Source organism: uncultured Clostridium sp., assembly GCF_963527835.1.
Classification (GTDB): Bacteria; Bacillota; Clostridia; order Clostridiales; family Clostridiaceae; genus Clostridium.
Genome location: NZ_CAURTC010000007.1, coordinates 1 through 25,397, shown reverse-complemented (window position 1 = coordinate 25,397; position 25,397 = coordinate 1). Strand labels below are relative to the sequence as shown.

Here is a 25,397-nt window from a genome sequence, read left to right as displayed (position 1 = left end):
CTTTTTGACTCTCACTTAACTATTCTCAAAGTTCAATTACAATGCCATTTTACCTATTTTATATATCAACACATATTTAAAACAGAGTCTTTTATATGAATTCTATCATCCAATTGTAATATCCTGTCTTCTCATTTTTTTCATATCTAAAATATGCTGAAAAGGTATTTCCTTTTTTGCTCTTTAAATTTCTAAAACCTACTTTACCATTCTTAAGCAACAATGCAACCATTTCTTTAGACACTTTCTTACCAAAAGATAATATATATTTATCATCTTTCCATATGGTATACTTACAACCATTCTTCCAATTTGTACATCCAAAGTTTTTTTCATTTTCAATTACTGAATTTCCACATACAGGACATTTTCCAATCTCCTCTGCACCTTCTGGAAGCTCCACTTTAAATTTAGATAAAGCTGATGTATCCTTTTTAATTTTATCAACAGCATTATTTGTAAAATCATATATCAGACTCATAAAATCAGATTTTTTAAATTTACCTTTTTCTATATCGGATAATGTGCTTTCAAGCCTACCTGTATACTCAAGGTCTAAAAGTTCTTGAACTGGAAAAACTTCCACTATATTTATGCCTAATTGTGTACATATAAGACTTTTTCCTTTAGTAGATATGTAGCCAATATCTTTAAGCTTCTTAATAGTTTCTGCTCTAGTTGCTGGCGTTCCTATGCTAAATCCATTTAAGATGGATTGCATCATTTCCTCAGAATCTTCTTTTCCTTCTATGCCCTTACCACAAGTTTCCATGACTCTAAGTAATGTTTTTTCTGTATGATGCTTTGGTGGTTTTTTAGTTACTTTATTTACTTTATTTGATACTATATCTACTTTTTCATCTACATTTACCATAGGAAGTATAGTATCTTTAGTATCTATTTTTTCAACTACTCTCCACCCCTCTACAAGTTGAACTTTTCCTTTTGATATAAATTCTCCTTGTATTTCTTCATTAGATGGTTTTAACCTTATCTTTGTTTCTTCAAATTCTGCAATAGGCATAAATTGCATTATAAATCTATTTTTAATAGCGTTATAAACAATTTCTTCATCTTTACTAAGTCCATTTGGCTTAATATATGTTGGTGTTATTGCACTATGGCTTTCAACCTTTGAATTATCAAATACTCTTTTAGTTTTTACAAATTTAACATCTTTTTCGTAAGGTAACCCTGTTTTTAATGTATTTAAAACTTTCCTTGCTCTGTCCTCTAAGCTCTCTTCTAAGACCACACTTGCAGTTCTAGGATAAGTTGTATATTTCTTTTCATAAAGGCTTTGTGCAACCTTTAATACCTTATCTGATGTCCATCCTTTATACTTACTTGTTATATATCCTTGTAAATTAGATAAGTTAAAAAGATATGGTGGATAATCTTTCTTTTTTTCAGTTTGTTTATCTGTTATAGTCGCATTAGTTCCATCTAATAGCTTTACTAAATTATCTAAAACACTTTTGTCTTCAAATTTTTCTGATTCTTTTTCATAATATAATCCATCAAATTCTTCATTACTTGAATTTTTAAAAGTTGATGTTAATTTATAATAAGTAGTGGATTTAAAATTTTCTATTTCTTTATCTCTATCATATATTATCTTTAACGTTGGTAATAATACCCTACCTATGTTAATTGTCTTATTCTCTTCAAACTTATATTTTAATGTACTAACAGAAGTTAAATTTATTCCAATGATCCAATCTGTCCATTGCCTGCCTATTCCTGCATCTTGCAAAAATTGCATTTCTTTATTTTCTTTTAAACTTCCCATGCCTTTTTTTACTTCATCTGGAGTCCATTCATTTAATAATAATCTGTATATAGGCTTTTGAATATTTAAATAATTAAATAATTCATCTGCAATTACTTGCCCTTCTCTATCAAAATCCGTAGCAGATATAACTCCATCTACATCTTTCTGCTCTATTAAGGACTTTATTATGTTAATTTGTTTTGCAGCGCCTTTATCTTCAACTGTTCTATCGATATTATCACACTTTACTTTATATTGAAAAGATTCAGGAATAAATGGAAACTTCTCCATTCTCCATCCTTTCATATTTTCATCATAATCTTTTGCATCATATAATTGTAAAAGATGACCAAAGGCCCAAGTAATATAGTAATCTTCACCTTTAAAATAACCATCTTTTCTAGTTTTTATATTTAACGCATCTGCAATATTTTTTGCAACAGAAGGTTTTTCTGCAATAATTACCTTTGCCATGCCTTACCTCCTTAAAATCACTACTCTATTTATTATCTTTTACCAACATATATATTAACATTAAAACAAAAATAAGGCTAGTTGATTGCATTCCCGTCTGCATCAACTAACCTTATTTTTTAGCATCTTTCTAATCCTATGAGAAAAATCTACATTTCATTTAACATCCATACATAAAAATTTAATACTCCTGCGTAAATAAGCCAAAGTAAATATGGAATAAATAACACTCCTGCAATTTTATCTTTATTATAAAATTTAATAAATGTTAAACCTGCAAAGAATACTATTATTAATAATTCAATAAAAGCTATTCCATATAATCTTAATCCAAAGAATATAAATGACCATAAAAAATTTAATAATAGCTGTATAGAATAAGTAAATATTGCCGAGCTTGTATCAACGCCTCTATACTTAAGTATATATACCCTATAACAGGCTATCCCTATTAATATATAAAGAATAGTCCATACAATAGGAAAAACAGTTCCTAGTGGCGCAAAAAACGGTTTATTTAGGCTATTATACAAATCTCCTATATACGGCATTGTAAAATTTATAAAACTAGCTATTATTAACGGTATACCTATTGATAGTATCAATGGTATAAAAAATATTTTTTTAGTTTTCTTTTTTTCTTCTTTCATATCAACACTCCATAATTTTAAAAAATAATACTTATCTTTTATTTAATTTATATGTTGATTTTTTTTAATTATGTTCACTTATAACTTCAATCACAAACATTAAAATTTTTAACTTAAGTTTGTTTTAAAAGGTTTTGATATATGTAATAGGCAAAGTGGCATTGTAATTGAGCTTTGAGAATACTTAAGTGAGAGTCAAAAAGTAAGTGCCAAAAAGTGAATGTCCAAATTTTACATTTGGAAACAGGAACTTTCACATGGTGCATTTTATATTTGGCTACACGAACTTTCACACAGTGCATTTTATATTTTGTTTCTCGAACTTACTCAGCGCAATCGAGTTTCCTTTTTATATTCACATTTACTGCTTGTCTCAATTTTATATTGGGAGCAAGCTAAAATGAGACTATACTCATTTTTAGCATTCCTAAGTTCAATTACTCAGTCCACTTTCCTTATACATATATCACAATACTTTGCGAAAACATAGCCTTAATTTAAACCAATAATAACTACACCTTACTTTATTAATTTAATATTGATAAGTAATAATTTCAAACTAATCCATATATATATCTGAAAATTCTATATCCACTTTTTCTTCTATATCATTAATTTCTAAATCACAGTTTATATCTGAATAACTAACATCACATGCAATAGGAAAATTTATCACAAATAAATTTTCTTTTTCATCTAATTCTAAAGCAAGCTCTCCCCCTTGTAATTCTGTCAACGATTTACTTAAGAACATTCCTAAACCGCTTCCCTCTTTAGGTCTATTAAGGGATTTGTTAATTCGTGTAAATTTATCAAATATATGTGGTATTGTGTCTTCATCAATTCTATTTCCGTTATTCTCAATTTTTATTGTAACTAAATTGCTTTCTTCTATGCTTATAGCTACATTTATATGGCTACCTTTTTGTCCATACTTAACAGAATTTGACATAATGTTTAATATAATTCTTTCAATCATGTCTTTATCACATCTTACATATATCTCTTCTTTTTCCGAATCAAATGTTAAACCAATTTCAGCCCTATCTATATATTTATTACATGCAATAGTTATATTTTCAACCACTTCAACAATATTATAAATTTTGAAATCGGGTTTAAGATATCCCTCTGATACTCTATTTGTGTCTATAAAATTATTTATAGTTCTTATTAGTCTTAAAGAATTCTGTCTTATTATTTCATTATTTTTACTTATATTATCAACCTTTTTTTGTTTTAAATAAATTTCATTAAGTTGTATAGCTGAATATATTAAATTTATTGGGGTACGTAGTTCATGAGAAATATTAGAGAAAAATTGATTTTTTAATTCCTCTTCTTTTAAATACTTCTCCAATTTATTTTTCATAGCTTTAGTTTTGTTTAATTCAGTTACATCATGTGCATATAATAACTTATTATTTTCATCTATATCTATTATAAATAGAGTTACCATTATATCAGCATTCTTTAATTTAAGCTCACTTATGCATATTTCTTTTTCATTGCTATGTTGTAAATTAAAATTGAAATTATCTAAAATAAATTTTTCTAAACTAATTCCTATAATATTCTCTTTATTTACATCATTTAATAATTTTAATCCTGCTTTATTTATATATTGTAATTTATTCTTTGAAAATAAAAGCACACCATCATATACAGAATCTATCAATTTATTATAATTGCTTTCACTTTTTTCTATCATTATATTAGTATCATTTAATATACGATTACGCTTCTTTAATGTTCTATGTAACTCTAAATTCACTTTATGAGTTCTTTCTAAATTTACTTTCATATTTTTCATTGGATTATTAATCATATAATTTACTATACCCTTAAATAATACATAAAAGGCTAATAGTTTCAATGCTCCAGCTACTATAATTAACTTATTGCTACCAATTAAGATTGTGCTAGCTATATACGTTAAATACCTTAGAATTACATATAATTTTAAATTTTCAATGAAATCTTCACTTGTCAGACTTTTGTAATTTCCTACAATTTTTATCATATATAAAATCACATAACTAACTACAATTATACTTATTATAGAAAAGGTAATTAACATTTTTTTATTTATATATATAAGCTTATGAATATGACAACTCATTATTATAAACATAATAACAAATATAGATAAAAAAATTGGTATTGTTTTTTTTAGTTCTTCTTTTTTATTAGTAAAGTAAAAACCTAAACATTGTATTATTATTTCAAAATAATATATTAGAACGCCTAAACACATATACTGTTCACTTGAAGCAACATCAAAATTTAAAATTAACCCTGATAATTTTAATGACAAAATTAATGCTACTAAAAGAAGTTCAAATGATATATACTCAATAAATAAATTCTTTATTGTATTTTCTTTAATTAAACATATGTAACAAATTGCCAATATAATTGATAAATATATTAATGTATTAACTAATAAATACAATTTATATTGTTTACTAAGATAAAAATATAAATTATAAATTAAGTATATTATAAATTCAATAGATAAAAATTTAATTTTTGTTCCTAATTTTAAACTAGATAAATTCAAATCTTCTTGCATCCTATTCACCTGAATTCTCCTTTGGAAATATTATTGTTATTTTTGTGCCCTCGTCAAGTTTACTTTTTATTTCAATTGTACCTGACTGCAATTCAACTAATTTTTTAACAACAAATAATCCTATGCCTGTGCCTTTTTTCGATTTCCTTGAATATTTATCCATTGAATACTTGCAGAAAGCTTCTTTTACAAACTCTTCAGTCATTCCTGCTCCATTATCCATTATACATATTTTCACCCTATCTTCTTCATCTGATATATCAATTATTATTTTCCCACCACTTGGAGTAAACTTTATTGAGTTTGATATTAAATTTAAAATTATTCTTTGTAAAAATTCATAATCCAAATTTAAATAGCTTTCTTCAGTGTTAGTGTTAAAGATTATCTCTATACTATTATTTTGTGCATAATCTACAAGAGATGTAACTATGTCTTCAGTTGTTTCAACAACATTAATTTCCTCTAAATTAGGCATTAAAAAATCCGAATTTATTTTTGACATATCAATTAAGTTATTAGTTAACTTAATAAGTGATATACAATTCATTTTAGATATAGAATTATATTTTTCTAATGACTTGATATCATTTTTATTAGTATATATTCGTTGAACTTGTATAGATGAATATATAACATTTATAGGTGTTTTTAAATCATGACTTATACTAGATAAAAATTCTGTTCTTATTCTTTCTTCAACCATTCTACTCTCAACTTCTTTTTTTATCTCTTCTGTTAACACTTTAGATGTGTTATCTTCTATTAAAATTAAATCTTCCATTTTATCTTTATACATTGATAAAAATTTAGCATTAACAAATCTTTCCTCAGTTTTAGAACTTAAAATAGCGTTGAAAATAAGATCTGTATCACTACTAGATGTAACAAAATGTATATACTTATTTATTTTCTTATTTATAACATCCCTAACATTTTTTACATCAACTAAATTTAAGAAAGCCTTATTCGCAAATAATATTCTATTATTTTCTAGACTAATCAATATTATTGGATGAGGCATAAATCTAAAGAATGTTTCATATAAATATTCTTTATTCTTTAAATTTAATATAGATGTTTCTAACTCCTTATTTTTTATAAATATATCTTCAGATAATTCATCTAATATTTTATTTTTCTTGTTTAATGATTCTGCTAATTCTTTATAAGGATTTCTCATAAAGTTTTTAAAAAATGTACTAAAAAATATATTAAACACACTTAGAAGTAATATTTCTCTAAATCTAAGTAAAATTCCATTTAACGGATACATAAATAAACTAAAAAAACTTGCTATTGGAATTAGTGCTACTAATATCAAATAAGTATTTATATTAAATTGATTGTATGATTTCGAATCATTGTTAATAAAAATTTTATATATTAAAAAGCATTCAATACAACTTAAAAATACTACAATTGATATTATGTCAAATATTTTATAATATAAAGCTAAAGTTAAAATACAAAAAATTTTCAAAACAATATATATAATATATCTCTTTTCTTCTGTTTTATGGTTATATTCTATAGTTTTAAATCCAAAATATAATTCAAATAATATAATAAAATTAGTAAGTATTTCAGCACTGTAATTACTATCTGGTGCAAGCTGAATACTATGTCCAAATAAAATCACATAAGCAAGACAATATATGTACATATAAATATAATTGTATTTATTATGATTATATAAGTGGAATACTTGTTTTGATAAAATGCTAAATATAATCATGCCAACTAAATAATAAATTCTAAAAGCTATAATCACTTGATCAAACTTCCATTTAAAAATAAAGTTAACTAAAAAATAAACTACTAATGTAGCCAAACAAATCTTTAACATATTTTTTCCATCTATCGATATAATGTTTATTTTTTTTCTATAATTATCCATAAAAATCACCTTTAATATCAATTTTACTGTATTATACTGTAAATGTACATAATTTTTTGTTATTTTTTACATATATAACTTTTTTTGTTGATATCTAAATAATCGTCATATTTTTACTATTCTTAAATATATGCTTATTAAATTTTAAATTGCCTTAAATAAATATAAACGTTTTCTTTTGCTGTATATTTATTTCTTTATACTTTTTTTCATGTCTTATTTATAATTTAACATATAAAATTAAGAGATGAAAAAATAATAATTAATCTTTCATCTCTTAACAATTGATTCTAATGTCTTAATATACCACTTTCAGCTAATTTTCCCATGAGTTTAGCTGTTGTTTTATTTAATAGTCTCTTTAATGATAATCCGCAAATTAATGATCCTACCATATACAAACTTAATATTATAGTATCTTTAATTAATATAGGATATACTATCCCAGCCATTATTTGTCTCATACCATTTATAGCATATGTAAATGGCAAATATGGATATATTTTTTGAAATAATACCGGTGTAACTTCTATCGGAAAATTACCACTAGTCCCTGCGATTTGTAATACTAATATTACTACTATAACAGCCTTTCCTGCATCATCTAACAGACTTCCTGCCGTATATATCACAGTCATAAATACTACACTGACAAATATAGAATAAAAAACATACATTACTGGATGCAATGAATAACTTCCTAATATCCAAATTGCACCTAAGCTTGCCACTATCGCTTGACATACTGCAAGTGATAAAAACATTAATAATTTTCCTAAATACATTTGATAAGGCTTAATTTGAGTTCCATCTTCAAATTCATGTACTTCTAATGATAATAAAGCTGATGCTAATAATCCTCCAACCCATAAACATAGTACTGTATAAAATGGTGTAGCAGTTGAACCGTAATTAGGCCATGGAAATAACCTGTTATCTTCAATATCAACTGGACTAGACATAAATGCACTTTGGGAATCCCAATCATTAGTTATCATGTCCAATAATTCATCAATTTGATCTTTCTCATCTACCGCTTTAAGTTTATGTGCTAGCTTATGTACCTTTTCTTGTATATCAGGAAATTTATCTTGTAACTTTACTAATTGCTCATTAGATAAATTTGATATTTTTGTGAAATCTCCCAATAAATTTTCAACATCTGGCAGTATTCCTCTTCCTTGTTCTAACAATACTAATCCACTATCTGATATCTCTCTAATTGAATTAAATCCATCTTCAATTGTGGATACAAGTTCTGAATCATAATTATCTACTAAGTCTGCTACTAATAAGTGAATATCATCTAGTATTTTTCTTGTATCAGTTAATGCTGGAATATCTATTCCATCAGTATCTATTTTTTCTATTTCTTCTTTAGATCTATTAATTACCACATCAAGTCTATCATAAATTAAATCCAATTTATCAATTACTCTAGCAATTTTCTTACTTACGCTTTTTAAATCTTTTTGTATTCCTTGTAAATATTTTAATTCCTTACTATCTTTTTTACTTTGATTTGGATCTGCTATCTCAGTCTCTTCAGGTTCTTTTAATTTTATTTCAATATTGCTTATTTTATCTATGTGCGACTTTATAGTTTTTAAGTCATACTTAGCAGTTTTTACTACCTTTTTTAAATCTTCTGATGAATCTGATAAAGCTATGAAAGTCTTTCTTACAACATCTGGCAATATATTTTCATCAAAATTTCCTAATGTTACTCCTAAAGTATCTAATGAATTTTCTGCCATAACAAGTTCTTCTTCTATCAATGGTGACAAATCTGAAAGACTGCTTTCTGTTTCATCTAAATAGTATTGGCTGCTATCTATAAGTTCTTTAGTTGCATCTATACTATCGTATACTACAGGAATCATTTCCTCTGATTTTTTTATTAGTTCTGAAGCATTTACAGTTCCCTCTATTGAATCATCTAATAATTCTTTTATTTCTGGCATATTTTCATCTAATTCATATATACCATCAATTATTCGTCTAAGATGTTCTCTATTATTTTCTATATCTACACCAACTTCATTACAGGCTCTAAACATTGCTCCAGATACAGTTCTTGTAATATTATCATCAAGCTGTCCCTTTAATGTTTTTACTCCTGAGTCTGTCATTTTAGGTGCTATTATATTTTTCTTTTCATTTACAGTATATATTAGTTTAGGCTTTTTAACGTCTTTTTCAGCTAATGTAGTAAGGTCTTCTGAAAAGTTTTCTGGAATTTCAATAGTAGCATAATATTTTTCCTCTAATAATCCTTTTTCTCCTGTTTCCTTATCAACAAAAGTCCATCCAAGTTTATTATTTTCTTCTAATTTTTCTACTAATTCTTCCCCTAAATTTATATCCTTTTCTTTAAACTCAGTTCCTTTGTCTTCATTAATTATAGCTACCTTAATTCCCGTTGTATTTCCATAGGGATCCCACGATGCTTTTATATTTACTAATGAATATAAAGACGGTACGATTATAAGCACTATAATCATGATTAACGCAGCCCAATTAGTTGCTATTGTAACTATATCTCTTTTGTAAATTCTAAATATATTTTTCATATTTAATTACCTCTGTTATTTAATTTCTAAATTTTTTAACCATTCATTATTGTGCTTTCTTTTAGCTTTTTAACAAATTTTTCACTCTTTTTATTCATTGTTGTTCTAAGGGTTAATCCAATAATAAGTGATACAACCATAAATACACCTAATATAATCATGTCTCTAAATAATATTGAATATACTATTCCCACCATTATCTGTCTCATTCCACTTATAGCATATGTGAATGGTAAGAATGCAAATATTTTTTGAAATATTTCTGGATTAACCTCTATTGGGAAATTCCCACTTGTTCCTGCAACTTGCATTACTAATAATACTACTCCAAATATTATTCCTGCATTTCCAAAAACACTTACAGCTGTATAAATTATTATCATAAATATAATACTTACAAATACTGTATACAACACAAATAACACAGGATGTAAGCAATATGATCCTAAAATAAATAGTGCTCCGGTACTAGCAATTAGTGCTTGTCCTATTCCAATAAATAGAAATAATAATAATTTACCAAAATAAACTTCATAAGATTTTAATTCTTGTTCATCTTCAAATGAATGTGCATCTGTTCCAAGTAAAATAGATAACATGTATCCCCCTATCCACAAGCATAGTGTTGTGTAAAATGGTGTAGATGCTGATCCATAATTAGGCCATGCAAATAACCTATTATCTTCTATTTCAATTGGACTAGCTAAAAAGTCACTTTGAACTTGCCAATCATTAGTTATCATATCAAATATTTCATTAAACTTATCTTCTTCATCAAATTCTCTAAACTTATCAGCTAACTCACGTACCTTATCTTTCATTTCTGGAAATTTATCTTTTAATTTTAATAATTCATCATTAGATAAATCTGAAATATCTGCTGAAACACTTAAAATTTCTTCAATATCTGGTAATGTATTTCTGCCTTCTTGCAAAACACTAGATGTATTATCAAAAATAATTTTCATTGAATCAAATCCATCTTCGATAGCTGGTACAAGTTCTGAATCATAATCACCAATAATCTCAGTAATTTCTTTATGAAAATCATCAAGTATATTTCTCATATCGGTAATAGCTTGAGTATCTAATTCTTTACCATTATCTAAGTCTTCTATTTCATCATCAATTCTACCTTTAACAGTATCTAATCTATCACTTAATAGATCTAATTTATCTATAGCTTTAGATATCTTTCTGCTAACATCTTTTAAATTTCCTTTTATTCCACTTATTGATTCCGATCTCTTCCTTAATTCATTCATATAGTTTTCATCAGTACTATCAAGTGCAAATTTGGAAAGATCTATTTTACTTGCTTTATCTAAGAATTTTTTTATATTTTTAAGTTGAGATTCAACACCATCAATAAGTGTATTAGCAGACTTAATAGTATCTGAAGATGCTATTAATGTTTTTTTTGCTACCTCAGGTATTATATTTTCCTGAAGATTTCCAAGCTCCACACTTGTAGTATCAAGTATATTCTCAGCTAATAATAAATCTTCCTTTATAACTGGAGATATATCTGATAATCCCCCTTGAGTCTTATCAAAAAAGCCTTGAACATCCTGTAAGAAATCATCTGTTATATCAACTGTATTAGATACATTTGGAAGTATGTCATTTACTTCTACAATTAAATCTGAAAGATCTACAGTTCCCTCTATCGCACTATCTAATAAATTTTCAAGTTCTGGCATATTTTCATCTAATTCATATATCTCATCTATTACTTCTCTATATTCAGATCTATGTTCATCCATTTCAATTCCTATTTCATCACACGCTCTAAATAATACTCCAGAAACTGTTTTTACAATATTATCATCAAGTTGTCCTTTTACGCTTTTAACTCCTGCATCAGTCATTTTCGGTGCTATAGCATTCTTTTTTTCATTCACAGTATAAATTAATTTAGGTCTTTTAACTCTTTTTTCTACTAGTGTAGTAGCATCTTCTGAAAAGTTTTCTGGTATTTCAATAGTTGCATAATATTTTTCATTTATAAGGCCATCTTTTGCAGTTTCTTTATCAACAAAAGTCCAACCCATTTTATCATTGTCTTCTAATTTTTCAACTAATTCATTTCCTAAGTTTATATCCTCATCTCTAAATGTTGTCCCCTTATCTTCATTAACAACTGCAATCAAGATTCCACTAGTACTTGAATATGGATCCCATGATGCTTTTATATTAATTAATGAGTATAATGATGGAATAACCATAAGTGCTATCACCACCACTGTTGCTACCCAGTTTTTAAATATGTTTTTAAAATCACGTTTAAAAATTTTTATTATATTCTTCATAATTAATTTATTATTGGTATTTATAATATAATACTATTATTTATTACATTATAAATACCAACTAAATCCTCCTATCATTATTATATAAATAATAAATTCTTTATCTTAATGTTAAGCTTTCATTGAATAATTACTACATAATCATAAAATTTACTTCCACACCGTTAATCTTAATTTATCTTTACGAGCATTTCATGTGCATTTAAAAATGAAATTAACCTATCGCTAAGAACTATGATTATATTATAATTGAAAGTTTTACGCTTTTAAATGCTTTTTAATACCTTTATTATTATCACATTAAAATGACTATAAGTCATTTTAATAAAAATTGCAACCCCTGAAAACATTTACTAAAATATTTTTTTATTTTAATATTCAACATTCAAAACATCTCTCATTAAAAATAACATACGTATAATTATCTACTAATAATTAAACGTATGTTATTTATTAAATATAATATGTTTTAGCATAATGTTAATATATTAATAAGCAAAGTTTATGGAGCAATTGAACTTATAAATACCAATTTACTCATTGTATAGATCAACACACCTTTAAAACATATCTAATATTTAAAATATCTATGAGCAAATAACGCATTCAAATTGTCATAAGAATACACTTGTAATCCATCTTCCATACCATAACCACCATATACTACACTTTCTTTGTTTTCCACTTGAAAAGCTTTTACTTTATTCATCGCAAGCCTTGCTAGTTCTTTATCGTCTGCTTTAGATGCTATTTGTACTATAAATGAATATATAGATGTTGATTCTATATTAGTTAAACTTTCTCCACTAGTTGAATATGAGGTAGAAATAAAGCCATCATTTATAAATTTTTGTTTTATCCAAGCTATGCTTTTACTTATATCTTCTCCATATTCTTGTTTATTTAATAATACAATCATGGATAATAAAGTATCTATATTTTGCTCATCATATGTTTTATTTTCTCTATAAAATTCTTTTTTATAAAGAGGCATTTCATCACTTACATATCCATTATTCAAAATTTGCAACGATGTTTTTAATACTTTTTCCCATGAAGAATTAAGATCTGAAAGCATCTTTATGGTTTGTAAATCTAAGTAACATAATGTTGTAGTTTTACTCTTTGAAATTCCATCATTAAAATCTACAAGAATATCATTTTCTATTAATTTTTTAGATATTCCTTTAGATATTCTAAGTGCTATACCTCGATAACCCTTATCATTCCATCTTTCTTCTGCTAAAAGAAGCGCCTTTATTATTCTCAAATCATCTATAGTTGCAGATATTTCTGATTTAGATTTATCTTCAATTCTCCAACTTATAAGATTATTTTTTAATACCATATAATTTCTTATATAATCTAAAGTTCTATCAAATGTTATTCTATCATTTTTCTCTAAACTATATAATAACATTATTCCTTGTGATTCTGATAATACAGCGTGCCCTTTTGTTATATCACCTTGTGAATCAGAGTTCATATAATTAGTATATACTCCACCATCTTCATCCATTAATTTATTATTTATAAAGTCTAGTAATGATTTTTCTTCATCACATGTATCTAATTTCAACCAAATTTTACCTGTCCCTACAGTTCTAAAATATGGTGCTGCATTATAATAAATTATAATGCCTACTATTAATATTGCTAAAACTAAAGTGATTTTCTTCTTCATTTCAACCTCATCTTTTTAGCTATATCCTAATATTTTTGTTCTCACTTTTTTGAATTAGAATATAGATATTTATAAACGTTATAATAAGTGGTTACTTTGTCTAAATATTTCTTAGTTTCATTAAATGGTATATAACTTAAATCCTTACCGTTCTCTGAAAGCTTTGAATCATTAAGCCATTTATTAACATTACCTGGACCTGCATTATATCCTGCTATTATTGATGCTAAATTTCCATCAAACATTTCTCTAAGTTCGTTTAAATACCAGCAGCCCATCCTTATATTATATTCTTCATCAAGTAATTTTTCTTTAGAAAACTCTTCTAGCTCCATTTTTTCTGCTGCCCATTCTCCAGTTTCTAAAGTAATTTGCATAAGACCAATTGCATTTTTATTAGATTCAGCTTTCCTATCAAAATTACTTTCTGTTTTCATAACTGACAATACAAAAAATGGATCTAAATTGTATTCTTCACTATATTTATTTACATATTCTTTATATTTATAAGGAAAAAAGACTTCTTTTATTAAATATTTAGATCCAATAGCCATGGCTACTATTATTATTACCCCTAATATAAGAAATTTATTTTTCTTAGATTTCATTACTTTCTCCTTACTTAATATTATTTATCCCATAGCCAGCTCCTATAATAATTTATACTATAACAGTTACTTGCTCTTAAAGTAACAATTTCTAAATTTTAAATAGAACCTAAAACTCTATCTATACCTTAGAACTCTGTTTATAAAGTTATTATCACATATTGTTTTGATATTCTATGAAATCAACTTAATCTGACTATGTCTTAAAACATTTTTCACCTTTAAAACATAGTCAATTTTTTATTATAGTGAATTAATATAATCAATCAAATCATATACTTGCTTTTGTGTTTCTATTAAATCGCCATTATTATCAATAATTACATTTGCAAAGTTCTTCTTTTCATTTAAAGACATTTGTGCATTTATACGACTTACTACTTCTATTTTACTCAAATTATCTCTGTCTCTTACTCTCTTTATTTGAGTAGAGTTTTCAGCACAAACAAGAACAACATAATCCATTTCTTCGTGCATATTATTTTCAATTAAAGTAGGTGCATCTATTATTACTACTTTTTCACCTTTTTTCTCATATAAGTTTATTGCATTGTTTATTGCTTCTTTTATATAAGGCATAATTATAGATTCATATCTTACTCTTTGTTTTGGAAATTTAAATATATGATTTCCAAATTCTTTTCTTCTGAATTCACCTCTCCAATCAAAAAATCCTGCTCCAAATTCACTTCTAATTACATCTAAAATTTGAGGATTTTTTTGTAATACTTCTCTTGCAATTACATCTGCATCAATAATATTAAAATTTTCACTTCTAAATATATCTGATATAGTGCTTTTTCCTGTGCCTATACCCCCTGTTAACCCTATCTTTATCATTTAAAAAGTTCATCTCCCATTTTTATTTTGCATCATACCATGTATAACCATACTTTAAATCTACATCAAGTGCTACATTTAACTTAATGGCTTTTTCCATTTCTTCAATAACTAATTGTTTAACTATATCAAACTCATCTTTTTTAACATTTAATATAAGTTCATCGTGTACTTGAAGAATTAATTCACTATTTAAATTCTTTTCTCTTAACTTATTATAAACATTAACCATTGCAAGTTTAATAATATCAGCTGCACTTCCTTGTATTGGAGCATTCATAGCTAATCTTTCACCTAATGCTTTTACAATTTTATTTGAAGATTTTATTTCTGGTATGAATCTTCTTCTATTTAATATAGTTAATACATAACCTTTTTCTTTAGCATACTCACTTACATAATTTAAGTATTCTTTTATCTTAGGATATCTTTCAAAATAAATAGCCATATACTCTGATGCTTCTTTTTTAGTAATTTTTAAATCTTGTGCTAAGCTAAAATCACTTATTCCATACACTATACCAAAGTTTACTGCTTTAGCATTACTTCTCATTGTAGATGTAACCTCATCTAAAGGAACTTTAAACACTTCTGAAGCTGTTTTGGTATGTATATCACTATGATGTTCAAATGCATCTATCATATTTTTATCATCTGCTACATGTGCAAGTACTCTTAATTCTATTTGGGAATAATCACAAGATATTAATATGTCATCACTTTCCTGTGGTATAAACACTTTTCTTATTTCTTTTCCCATTTCATATTTTATTGGTATATTTTGAAGATTAGGTTCAGTACTTGATAATCTTCCTGTAGTTGTGACAGTTTGATTGAAATTTGAATGTATACATCCATCTATATCTATTACATTCTTAAGTCCTTCTACATAAGTAGAATTAATTTTAGTAATTTGTCTATAATACATAACTTTAGCTATTATAGGATGTTTGTCTATTAATTTTTCTAAAACTTCTTGATTTGTTGAATACCCTGTTTTAGTTTTCTTAATTACTGGCAAATCAAGTTTTTCAAATAATATTTTTCCAAGTTGCTTTGGTGAGCTTACATTAAATTCTTCGTCTGCTAATTCATAGATTTCTTTTTCTGTTTTTTCTATTTGTTCTTTAAATTTTATTCTAAGTTCTTCTAATTTATCTTTATTTATCTTGAATCCAATACTTTCCATTGAAGAAAGTACATATATTAATGGATGTTCTACTTTATAATATAATTCATCCATATCTTCTTTATGAAGCATTTCTTTTAATTTTTCATATAATTTTTTTAGATAACTACTGCATATTGCTTTTAGATCATTTGAATCAGACTTTATATCTTTTTCTAAAAACCTATTAATTAAATCAAAAACTTCATAATTAGCTTTTGAAGAGTCTATTAAATAAGCTGCTATAGCTGTATCAAAATCAAAACCTTGAATATCTATATCATACTTGTTTAAAAATGTAATTAAATTTTTGCTATCATGTATTACTTTTTTAATAGTGCCATCTTCCATAAAGGTTCTTAATAAATTTAAAGCTTTTTCCCTATTTGACATACTTACTAATTTAAAATCTATAACATGTGATATACCTTCTTCACCTAATATTAAATATTCTAATTCTAGGGTAGAATATTTAGATGCATCATTTAATGTAAATAAGATATAACTTCTATCTTTAATTCTTGATAATACTTCTTCCATCTCTTCAATTGTTTCTATTTTACTTATTTCTATATTAGCTATCTCTTGTAACTCTGCTTCATTATTATCCAAATCATACTTTGATAGTACTGATTTTAATTTAAGATTTTTAGCTAATTTTTTAAGTTCTACTAAATTTACTTCATCAGCATTTTCTATATCATCTATCTTAATATCTAAAGGTACTTCCCTTATTATTGTAGCTAATTTCTTAGAAAATATTGCTTGTTCCATATTATTTTCTAAGTTTTCTTTTAATTTCTTACCACTTATTTCTGGGATATGTCTTAAAACATCTTCAAGTGTCCCGTATTCTTTAATAAGCTTAAATGCTGTTTTCTCTCCAACCCCTGGTACCCCTGGTATATTATCTGATTTATCTCCCATAAGACCTTTTACATCTATGAATTGTAGAGGTTTAATTTCAAACTCTTCAATAAAAGCCTTTTCATCATATACAGCTGTTTCTGTAACACCTTTTTTAGTTATAACAACTTTTGTTTTATTTGACGCCAATTGAAGAGCATCCTTATCTCCTGTCACTATAAATATTTCCATATCATTTTCTTCACCGAATTTTGATATAGTTCCTATTATGTCATCTGCTTCAAAGCCATCTATTTCAAAAGTTTTTATTCCCATATATTTAAGTAATTCTTTTATAATCGGAAATTGTTCACCAAGTTCCGGTGGCATTTTCTTTCTACCAGCTTTATATTCTGCATATTCTTTATGTCTAAATGTTGGTGACTTCTTATCAAATGTTGCAATTATATTATCTGGATTTATTTCATCTTTCATTTTAAATAACATATTTGTAAAGCCATAAATAGCATTAGTATTTACACCGTCATCATTAGTAAGAGGAGGTAAAGCATAAAATGCCCTATTCATAAGCGAATTTGAATCTAAAATTAATAATCTTTTCATTGATATAATCCTCCTGAATATCTTTAAGATATTTTTATTGTATATAAAATTAGTTATACATTAATATTATACTATCTTTATCAATTAAAATCATTATTCTTTAATAAAGGTAACCATATTTTCTAATATTAATTCATATATTATGAAAAACACACATTACGATTTTCATCTATAAATATTATAGTCATTATTTATTAATAAATATTTGCATAAATAGAAAAACTAAATTAATATGTACTATAAAAATCAATTTCTCTGTAATATCTATCCAATCTAAAATACAAGTATAATTATTATTTGATTTTTAAATAATAACTTAGACAAACAATAAAAATAGTGACATAATTATTATAAAAAACATAAAGAAAGGGAAAGTATAGTAAATTTACATTAATTTATTATACAAGGTGATTAAATGAATATAGAATTACTAAAAAAATATGCTAAACTTACTGTTAATAAAGGTGTTAATCTTCAAAAAGATGGAATTTTAGTTATTAACTCTCCTATAGAGTGCTATGATTTTGCAAGACTTATGGCTGAAGAAGGATATGCATCTGGTGCTAAAGACGTTTATATAAATTACTCTGATGCTAGCTTTAATAAAATTAAATTAATTAATTCATCTAAAGAAACACTTAGTGATGTTTATGATTTTGAACGTGATAAATACGATTACTTTACAGAAAAAGGTGCTTCATTTATAAGTATTTCCGCTGCTGATCCAGATCTTTTAAAAGATGTTGATTCTTCAAAAATTTCTATATATCAAAAAAGTAGAAATATAGCATTAAAAAACTACCGCAATAAATGTTCATCAAATAAGAATGCTTGGTGTATAGTTTCAATTCCAACAGAAGGTTGGGCAAAAAAGGTATTCCCTAATATTTCTACTGAAGAAGCTATAGAAAAATTATGGGATGTAATATTCGATATAATGAGAATCAAAGAAAATGATCCAGTTGAAGCTTGGAACAAACATACAAAGTTACTTAGTTCTAAAGTTGAAACATTAAATAATGATAGATTTAAATATCTTAAGTTTAAAAACTCTTTAGGTACTGATTTACAAATAGAATTAGTTAAAGACCATCTTTGGTGCGGTGGCGCTGATAAATGTGAAAATGGCGGATTTGATTTTATTGCAAATATGCCTACTGAAGAAGTATACTCAACACCTAAATACGCTGGGGTTAATGGAGTCGTATTTAGTTCTAAACCATTAAGTTATTGTGGAAATATAATAAATGATTTTTCTTTAACATTTAAAGATGGTAAAGTTATTGATTGTTCTGCAAAAGAAGGTCTTGATGTATTAAAAGAACTTTTAAATACAGATGAAGGTTCAAAACATTTAGGAGAAGTTGCATTAGTTCCTTATGATTCTCCAATTTCTAATTCTAATATTATTTTTTACAATACTCTTTATGATGAAAATGCTTCTTGCCATTTAGCACTTGGAAGTTCATATGCTTCTTGTATTAAAAATGGTGAAAATATGTCAGAAGATAAATTATTTGAATTAGGTTGTAATCAATCTTTAAGTCATGTAGACTTTATGATTGGTACAAAAGACACAAATATCATAGGAATTAAAGAAGATGGTACAGAAGTTCAAATATTTAAAGATGGTAATTGGGCTTAATATACTTTTGTTATTTTAGGCTCTGTTTTAAATATGTGTTAATATATACAATAGGTAAATTGGCATTGTAATTGGAGTTATCCTGAGCTTCCTTAATAATACAAATTCCTAAAGAATAAAAAAGTATTGATATTATAGTATAAGGTTATAATGAATTTCTTAAATTGCTTTTTAAAAAGTATTTAAAGTAAGCTTTTCATTTACATCCTCTACACTATAATATCAATTTTACTTTATTAAGAACTCCGATTTCAATATTGATTTTAATCTAATAAACTAACAAAGTCCTTATTACAATATCAATACACAATTTACTTTTTAATAATATTACTTTGGCTATGTTTTAAGTAAATGTTGATATTATAGTATAAGAGCGAACTGGCATTGGAATTTGCTTTTTAGAACTCTTAATGAAGATTTGTACAATTAATTGCTTGTCAACAATCTTTGATTGGGAACATGCATTAATTGGACTAAGCTTTATTTTAGAGTTCTTAAAGTAAATTCCTCTGTCCATGAGCTTTATACTACAATATCAACACTATTTTAAAACATAGCCATTACTTTTAATTAACCTTACTCTATTGGTTCACCATTAAAATTTTCATAGTATGATGGTTTTTGATCCTCTCCAACATTATTTTGATTTTTATGTAATCTTTGTCTTCTTTTTCCCTTTTGTATTGGATTAATTGCTCCTTCTTTACTTACCATATAAAACACATCCTTTCCTAAATATTTTGTGTTTATAGAGAAATTTAATTCCCTTTAAATTTAGTTAAGAATGTAAATTTTTATTTTTCAAAATCTTTGTACATAAGACTCGGTTGTATTCCCTTATTGTTTTGATATTTTCCACTATTGTATAAATCATATTCACCATCAATATTATGATAATAAATTTGACATATCTCTGTATTAGGATATATTTTTATAGGTTGAACACAAAATATTTCCAATGTCCAATATCCTGCAAAACCAATATCACCAAACCCTGCTGTTACATGGATAAATAAACCTAATCTTCCAGTTGAAGAACGCCCTTCTAACATAGGAACATATTTATTAGTTTGAGTAAATTCATTTGTTCTCCCTAAGTATAATTTCCCTGGTTCTAATAATAATCCTTCTTCAGGTATTATAAGTTTCTCAGTTTCATTTGGAATCTTCATATCTAGTGTATCATTTTTATATACTAATAATTCATTAAATAACGTTAAATTATAACTATTAGGATTGATTCTTTCTTCATTAAATGGTTCTATAACTATATCTTTTCCTATATGCTTTAATATCTCTTTTCCTGACAATATCATATATAGTGTCCTCTCTTTCGTAATTCATATTTTAAAATTAGTTTTCTCCATAATAATTTTTTAATTAATCTATGTTTTAAATATGTCTTCATATATACAATAGGTAAAATGAAATATTACTCAATCCCATTTACTTATGCATATGTCACTACTCTACTAAAACATAGCCTTTAATTAAAACTAGTATTATTAATTTATTATAATATAATAGACCAAATCTGAAAAATCAAATTTGGTCTTAATATAAAAATATATTATAAAATCACTTCTAAATTCTTTCTTATTTCTTTTATGAATTCAAATGTATTAACCTTTTTTATATTATCGTGAATTGCAATTGCTGCTAAATCACCTGTCATTGTTCCATTCTCTATTGTTTTTAAAGATGCAGCTTCAAGCTTGTTTGCAAAATCCATTAAAGGTTGATTATTATCTAGATTTCCTCTTTTTTTCAATGCACCTGTCCATGCAAATATTGTTGCTATAGAATTAGTTGATGTTTCTTTACCCTTTAAGTGATCATAATATTGATCTTGAACAGTTCCATGAGCCGCTTCATATTCATAATTTCCTTCTGGTGAAACTAGTATTGATGTCATCATAGCTATTGATCCAAATGCTGCTGCAATCATATCACTCATAACATCACCATCATAATTTTTGCAAGCCCAAATCATCCCACCATGTGATTTAATTACATTTGCTACTGCTGAATCTATAAGCATATAAGTATATTTTATACCTAGTGCTTCAAACTTTTCTTTATACTCATTTTCATAAATTTCTTCAAATATATCTTTGAAAGTATGGTCATATTTTTTTGAAATTGTATCTTTAGCCCCAAACCATAAATCTTGTTTTAAATCTATTGAATACTTAAAGCAGCTTCTTGCAAAGCTTTCAATTGATTTATTTATATTATGCATACCCATAACAACACCATCACCATTAAAGTTATGTATAAGTTCTCTCTTTTCTTGTCCACTTTCTGATGTAAATACAAGTTCACATTTACCTTTTCCTTCTATTTTCATTTCAGATGCTTTGTATATATCACCATAAGCATGTCTAGCTATTGTTATTGGTTTACTCCAAGTTCTAACATAAGGTTTAACTGGATCAACTATAATAGGAGCTCTAAATACTGTTCCATCTAAAATGGCTCTAATAGTTCCATTTGGACTTTTCCACATTTCTTTAAGATTGTATTCTTTTACTCTTGCTGCATTAGGAGTTATTGTTGCACATTTAACCCCTACTTTGTGTTTTTTTATTGCTTCTGCTGCTTGTACAGTAACATTATCATCTGTTGCATTTCTATGTTCTAAACCTAAGTCATAATACTCTGTATTTAATTCGATAAATGGATTTAACAACTCGTCCTTTATCATTCCCCAAACTATTCTTGTCATTTCATCTCCGTCAATTTCAACTAACGGATTAGACATTTTTATTTTTTCCATTTAATTGCCCCCTTGTTTTAGATGATAGTGTAAAGTTTTTTACACCATTTTTTTAAATTAAGCTCTATTTTAGGAAAGTGTTGATATATGCATAAGCAAAGTGAACTGAGTAATTGAACTTAGGAATACTAAAATGAGTATAGTCCCATTTTAGCTTGCTCCCAATATAAAATTGAGACAAGCAGTAAATGTGAATATAAAAGGGAAACTCGACTTCGTTGAGTAAGTTCGAAAAGCTAAATATAAAATTTAGATTCTCACTTAAGAATTCTCAAAGTCCAATTACAATGCCATTTTACCTATTGCATATATCAACACATATTTAAAACAGAGCTAAAATTAAAAACACTATGATTTTTAACCTTTTATCTAAATAAATTTTATAAATATTATACATTACTTACATTATATATACAACTTTATATAGTTCTGATATATTTTAATTTATATCATTCTCTTAAGTCTTCTATCATACTAATGTAAAATAGCTAATAACTTTAAATAAAAATTATTAGTTATTTTGCATTACATTTCCTAAACATAAAAAAGATACGCCAAACTGTTATCTGAATTTGACATATCTTAATTAATTTATATTAAATTTTTAATTACTATTGCTTAATACAAAATAGTTATCTTTATATGTTTTCTATATTTTTAATAAAATATCTTAATTTGTTTTTACTAATTAAATTCACATATGTATTATTTTTAAAGTACAAATCTTATTAATGTAAGAGCAAATATTATTTGGAAACTTCCAACTATTAATCCGTACATCATTGATTTTGGTCCTTCTTTTATTAAGTCTTCAAACTTAACTCTCATACCAATTGCAGCTAGTGCAATAATTTCAAAATTATTGCTTATTAATTTAAATAACCTTTGAATTGAGTTAGGTACAAATCCTAAACTATTTATTATACAGAAGATAAAGAATCCTATTATATACCAAGGTACACTAACTTTAGCTTTCTTTTCTCTTTCAATTATAGCCTTTTCTGACATATCCTCATTTTCATCAACTTTAAATCTTGAAAAAACTATAACAACAACTACTAAAAATATTATTCTTATTATCTTAAATATAGTAGCTAATGTGACAACATCTTCATTTATAAACTTAGCTGATGCTATTACTTGACCAACTGATTGTAAAGTTCCACCAATCATTGCTGATGTTTCTGTTAAACTATTTTTGTATACTGCCATTGTAATTAATGGAAGTACAAACATTAATATTATACCAGTTAAATTTACAATAGTTACTGAAATAGCTTTATCTTTAGAATCTGCATTAATTGTTGGTGCTACTGCTGCTATTGCAGATGATCCGCAAACTGCATTTCCTGATGCCATAAGTAATGAATATTTTTTAGAAAACCCTAATTTTTTTCCAACAAAATATGTAAGTAATATCGTTAAAGTCATTTGGATTGCTATAAATAAAACACCTCTAAATCCAAGTGATTTTATTTCCATAAAGCTTATAGTTGACCCCATAAGTACTATTGAATATGATAAAAGATCCTTTTCTGAAAACTGAGAACCCTTATCAAATTTCGGTTTATTAAATATAGTATTTCCTAAAATAATTCCTAAAATTATTGAAAAACTCGTTCCGCCAATAGAAGGAAAAAAACTGCCTAATACTTTTCCTAATAAAGCTATAAGTATACATATTAAAAATCCTGGGATAATATCTATTATTTTTTCTTTCATTAACAATCACCTCTAAATCACTGTTTTTGTAACAGCTTTCTTTCATTTGAGTTAATTATAATAAATTTGAGATTGAAAATGAAATACTTATTATAATATGATATTAATAGGTTTTTACTTATATATTATTTTAATGAATAACTTATAAAATTCTTCATATTTTTGCTTAAAAATTTATCACGATGATGTATAAGTCTTAAATCTCTAGTTATTTTTCCTTCTTTTAATCTATATCCTTTTAAACATCTACTTTTTATTTTTTCATCCACACTTCTAGAAGATAAACAACTTACTCCTAAATTAGCTTCTACACTTTTTTTAATAGCTTCTGTATTTCCAAGTTCCATAAAGATTCTATAATCTATATTATTATTTTTTAAATAAGCTTCTATTATTTCTCTAGTTCCACTTCCCTGTTCTCTCATTATGAGTTTCTCTTTTATTATATCTTTTGTACTTATCATTTCTTTTTTACTCCAAGGATGATTTAAGCTAGATATAAATATAAGTTCATCTTCCCATATCTTTGATTGAACTACTTCATCTAAATTAGTTGTTCCTTCAATATAAGCAAAGTCAATTTTATTTTCCAATATCATTTTTTCTATATTTGCAGTATTATCTATTGCTAGAGAAATTTCTATTCCACTATGCTCTTTTAAAAATCCTTTTATTATATCAGGTAATATGTATATTCCAATAGTTGTACTAGCACCTATTTTTATTTTTCCCTTTTCATTTGTATTTATATCATTAATAGTTCTTATAGATTCATCATATAAATTAAGTATTCTTCTTGTATAATTTAAATAAATCTCACCTTCATTAGTTAAATAAAGTTTTTTACCTATTCTATCAAATAGTTTGACTTCTAATTCGTCTTCTATTTCATGTATTGCTTGACTTATTGAAGGTTGACTTATATATAATTTTTTAGCTACATTAGTCATATTTAATTCAGTTGCTGTTTCATAAAATATCTTTAACTTTCTAAAATTCATGTTGCTCACCCCATTTAAATTTTTGTAATATTTATATGTACTACACCTTATTATACCCTTATATTGCATAAAAAAGTGACTATTCCACTATCAATTCTCAACTACTATTTTTCAAGCTTTAAAAATTCTATAATTTTCTGTACAACAAAAAAAGAATGTCATTTTGATTAAAATGGACCCTATGTCAAGGACATTTAAAAAGAGGATTAAGCAGCTAAAAGC

16 protein-coding genes are annotated in these 25,397 nt (G+C 25.8%); 1 reads left to right on the top strand and 15 read right to left on the bottom strand.

All coding sequences use genetic code 11. From position 1 onward, the window contains the following. Positions 1-91: 91 nt before the first annotated feature. The 10 genes from RYM86_RS05715 to polA all read right to left on the bottom strand — a co-directional run bounded on the left by RYM86_RS05715 (position 92) and on the right by polA (position 18,028). Positions 92-2,248: a DNA topoisomerase gene (locus RYM86_RS05715; protein WP_315078563.1), complete on the bottom strand. Its 2,157-nt coding sequence runs from the start codon at positions 2,246-2,248 to the stop codon at positions 92-94. A gap of 149 nt (positions 2,249-2,397) precedes the next feature. Beyond that, positions 2,398-2,898 carry a TspO/MBR family protein gene (locus tag RYM86_RS05710; RefSeq protein WP_315078562.1) on the bottom strand — a complete coding sequence of 167 codons (501 nt, stop codon included), beginning with the start codon at positions 2,896-2,898 and terminating at the stop codon, positions 2,398-2,400. Positions 2,899-3,457: 559 nt separating this feature from the next. Beyond that, positions 3,458-5,473 carry a HAMP domain-containing sensor histidine kinase gene (locus RYM86_RS05705; RefSeq protein ID WP_315078742.1) on the bottom strand — a complete coding sequence of 672 codons (2,016 nt, stop codon included), beginning with the start codon at positions 5,471-5,473 and terminating at the stop codon, positions 3,458-3,460. A 1-nt stretch (position 5,474) separates the two neighbouring features. Continuing rightward, positions 5,475-7,373, bottom strand: coding sequence for a HAMP domain-containing sensor histidine kinase (locus tag RYM86_RS05700; RefSeq protein WP_315078560.1), 1,899 nt, complete (start codon positions 7,371-7,373; stop codon positions 5,475-5,477). A gap of 290 nt (positions 7,374-7,663) precedes the next feature. After that, the gene (locus RYM86_RS05695; RefSeq protein WP_315078559.1) at positions 7,664-9,946 is read right to left on the bottom strand and encodes a YhgE/Pip domain-containing protein; all 2,283 of its coding nucleotides are present in this window, start codon (positions 9,944-9,946) and stop codon (positions 7,664-7,666) included. 35 nt (positions 9,947-9,981) lie between these two features. After that, the gene (locus RYM86_RS05690; protein WP_315078557.1) at positions 9,982-12,258 is read right to left on the bottom strand and encodes a YhgE/Pip domain-containing protein; all 2,277 of its coding nucleotides are present in this window, start codon (positions 12,256-12,258) and stop codon (positions 9,982-9,984) included. A 571-nt stretch (positions 12,259-12,829) separates the two neighbouring features. Beyond that, on the bottom strand, positions 12,830-13,942 hold the full coding sequence (locus RYM86_RS05685; RefSeq protein WP_315078556.1) for a glycosyl hydrolase family 8: 1,113 nt from the start codon (positions 13,940-13,942) through the stop codon (positions 12,830-12,832). A 41-nt stretch (positions 13,943-13,983) separates the two neighbouring features. Continuing rightward, positions 13,984-14,550: a lytic transglycosylase domain-containing protein gene (locus RYM86_RS05680; protein ID WP_315078553.1), complete on the bottom strand. Its 567-nt coding sequence runs from the start codon at positions 14,548-14,550 to the stop codon at positions 13,984-13,986. A 243-nt stretch (positions 14,551-14,793) separates the two neighbouring features. Next, complete coding sequence (gene coaE, locus RYM86_RS05675; protein WP_315078551.1) at positions 14,794-15,390, bottom strand: dephospho-CoA kinase; 597 nt, start codon at positions 15,388-15,390, stop codon at positions 14,794-14,796. 22 nt (positions 15,391-15,412) lie between these two features. After that, positions 15,413-18,028: a DNA polymerase I gene (polA, locus tag RYM86_RS05670; protein WP_315078549.1), complete on the bottom strand. Its 2,616-nt coding sequence runs from the start codon at positions 18,026-18,028 to the stop codon at positions 15,413-15,415. Positions 18,029-18,443: 415 nt separating this feature from the next. Here polA and RYM86_RS05665 point away from each other — a divergent pair, with 415 nt between their 5' ends. Then, positions 18,444-19,673, top strand: a complete 1,230-nt coding sequence (locus tag RYM86_RS05665; RefSeq protein ID WP_315078547.1) for an aminopeptidase — start codon at positions 18,444-18,446, stop codon at positions 19,671-19,673. 576 nt (positions 19,674-20,249) lie between these two features. On the opposite strand, the gene RYM86_RS05660 is transcribed toward RYM86_RS05665, so the two are convergent. The 5 genes from RYM86_RS05660 to RYM86_RS05640 form a co-directional block, all read right to left on the bottom strand. Beyond that, on the bottom strand, positions 20,250-20,387 hold the full coding sequence (locus RYM86_RS05660) for a clostri-philic family protein (RefSeq protein ID WP_315078546.1): 138 nt from the start codon (positions 20,385-20,387) through the stop codon (positions 20,250-20,252). Between the two features lie 80 nt (positions 20,388-20,467). After that, positions 20,468-20,989, bottom strand: coding sequence for a dCTP deaminase (dcd, locus tag RYM86_RS05655; RefSeq protein ID WP_315078545.1), 522 nt, complete (start codon positions 20,987-20,989; stop codon positions 20,468-20,470). Between the two features lie 254 nt (positions 20,990-21,243). After that, positions 21,244-22,452, bottom strand: a complete 1,209-nt coding sequence (locus RYM86_RS05650; protein ID WP_315078544.1) for an NADP-dependent isocitrate dehydrogenase — start codon at positions 22,450-22,452, stop codon at positions 21,244-21,246. Between the two features lie 711 nt (positions 22,453-23,163). After that, positions 23,164-24,174: a putative sulfate exporter family transporter gene (locus RYM86_RS05645; RefSeq protein ID WP_315078543.1), complete on the bottom strand. Its 1,011-nt coding sequence runs from the start codon at positions 24,172-24,174 to the stop codon at positions 23,164-23,166. Between the two features lie 125 nt (positions 24,175-24,299). Beyond that, positions 24,300-25,175: a LysR family transcriptional regulator gene (locus tag RYM86_RS05640; protein ID WP_315078540.1), complete on the bottom strand. Its 876-nt coding sequence runs from the start codon at positions 25,173-25,175 to the stop codon at positions 24,300-24,302. Between the last annotated feature and the right edge of the window lie 222 nt (positions 25,176-25,397).

Coding starts and splice junctions, on each gene's coding strand:
- RYM86_RS05715 (WP_315078563.1), bottom strand. CDS start 2,248: ATGGCAAAGGTAATTATTGCAGAAAAACCTTCTGTTGCAAAAAATATT.
- RYM86_RS05710 (WP_315078562.1), bottom strand. CDS start 2,898: ATGAAAGAAGAAAAAAAGAAAACTAAAAAAATATTTTTTATACCATTG.
- RYM86_RS05705 (WP_315078742.1), bottom strand. CDS start 5,473: ATGCAAGAAGATTTGAATTTATCTAGTTTAAAATTAGGAACAAAAATT.
- RYM86_RS05700 (WP_315078560.1), bottom strand. CDS start 7,373: ATGGATAATTATAGAAAAAAAATAAACATTATATCGATAGATGGAAAA.
- RYM86_RS05695 (WP_315078559.1), bottom strand. CDS start 9,946: ATGAAAAATATATTTAGAATTTACAAAAGAGATATAGTTACAATAGCA.
- RYM86_RS05690 (WP_315078557.1), bottom strand. CDS start 12,258: ATGAAGAATATAATAAAAATTTTTAAACGTGATTTTAAAAACATATTT.
- RYM86_RS05685 (WP_315078556.1), bottom strand. CDS start 13,942: ATGAAGAAGAAAATCACTTTAGTTTTAGCAATATTAATAGTAGGCATT.
- RYM86_RS05680 (WP_315078553.1), bottom strand. CDS start 14,550: ATGAAATCTAAGAAAAATAAATTTCTTATATTAGGGGTAATAATAATA.
- coaE (WP_315078551.1), bottom strand. CDS start 15,390: ATGATAAAGATAGGGTTAACAGGGGGTATAGGCACAGGAAAAAGCACT.
- polA (WP_315078549.1), bottom strand. CDS start 18,028: ATGAAAAGATTATTAATTTTAGATTCAAATTCGCTTATGAATAGGGCA.
- RYM86_RS05665 (WP_315078547.1), top strand. CDS start 18,444: ATGAATATAGAATTACTAAAAAAATATGCTAAACTTACTGTTAATAAA.
- RYM86_RS05660 (WP_315078546.1), bottom strand. CDS start 20,387: ATGGTAAGTAAAGAAGGAGCAATTAATCCAATACAAAAGGGAAAAAGA.
- dcd (WP_315078545.1), bottom strand. CDS start 20,989: ATGATATTGTCAGGAAAAGAGATATTAAAGCATATAGGAAAAGATATA.
- RYM86_RS05650 (WP_315078544.1), bottom strand. CDS start 22,452: ATGGAAAAAATAAAAATGTCTAATCCGTTAGTTGAAATTGACGGAGAT.
- RYM86_RS05645 (WP_315078543.1), bottom strand. CDS start 24,174: ATGAAAGAAAAAATAATAGATATTATCCCAGGATTTTTAATATGTATA.
- RYM86_RS05640 (WP_315078540.1), bottom strand. CDS start 25,175: ATGAATTTTAGAAAGTTAAAGATATTTTATGAAACAGCAACTGAATTA.